The sequence below is a fragment of the Sphaerimonospora mesophila genome, from assembly GCF_001417795.1.
Lineage (GTDB): Bacteria > Actinomycetota > Actinomycetes > Streptosporangiales > Streptosporangiaceae > Sphaerimonospora > Sphaerimonospora mesophila.
In genome coordinates this window covers 1-1,002 of record NZ_BCBX01000011.1, presented here as the reverse complement: position 1 = coordinate 1,002, position 1,002 = coordinate 1, and the positions used below count along the sequence as shown (strand labels likewise).

At 71.7% G+C, this 1,002-nt stretch carries 1 protein-coding gene; it reads right to left on the bottom strand.

Features of this window, described 5'->3' with window-relative positions:
* Positions 1-706, bottom strand: a 706-nt coding sequence (locus AP234_RS00075) for a DUF222 domain-containing protein (RefSeq protein ID WP_268777988.1), incomplete at its 3' end; no start/stop codon positions are given.
* Between the last annotated feature and the right edge of the window lie 296 nt (positions 707-1,002).

The following is a 1,002-nucleotide window of genomic DNA, read 5'->3' as shown; positions in this document are numbered from 1 at the left end:
ACACCAGGAGTTCGGTGGTGATCTGCTGCTCCAAAAGTGCGATCAGCGTGTCGGCGTTACGGACTCGAAGCGGCCGGTCATCTCCCTGGGCCCTGGGTTTGGCGTAGGCGTCCAAAAGGGCCCGTAGCCGGGCGGCGGCCTCCCGCGGCAGACGGAACTCCCCCTCCACCCCACCGCTCTCGGTCTCCCGCAACAGCAGGAACCGGGCGTCGTAGTCGGCGGCGGCGTCCTTGACCTCCCCGCCGGGGTCCAGGACCGCCCGCAGATACCGTCCCGCTTTGGCGATCTCCTGCGGCCCGGCGCAATCGGCCAGCTCCACAAGGATCGTCTCGGCCTTGGCCGCGTCCTCATCACCGAGCCCGGTGGTGGCCGCGCAGATCGCCGCCACCACCGCCTCGGTCAGGTTCCCGGCGGCGTACCGTGCCCGTACGTCGGGCAGGCGTGCCAGTTCGACGCCCAGGGCGACGGTGCGGTAGGCCGTCCGGCGGCTCATCCCGCACACCGACCGCAACCACGTCCGCGTCGAGGCATGCCCGGCCGGGCGGGCCGCCCCGGCCGCGTGCACCCGCGCGGCCCGTAGGGCGATCGCCGCCTCCAGCCGATCCCGCGCGAACGCCAACTCCTCCACCTGCGCCAGACACACCTCCGCAGAGCCCGGCAGCGCCGTCACCGCCAACGCCAGCGCGGCCTCCCGCACCTGGCTCACCAACGGCCACGAAAGATCCTCAACCCCGACCACGCCCGCGGAATCCGCCGCACACGCACCGCTCAGACCACCCGAAGAACCACCCGGAAAACCGCCCGGGGACCCCTCTGCAGGGACACCCGAGGCGCCGCCCTCAAAAGCATCCGAAGCATCACCCGGGGAACCGCCCGGGACACCACTGGGAGCATCACCCGGAGGGCCGACCGTCGCAGCACCGGAAGGATCACCTGAGGAGTCACCCGGAGAACCGTCCACGGGACCGCTTGAAGCACCAGCTGCGGGGCCGTCCAGGACAC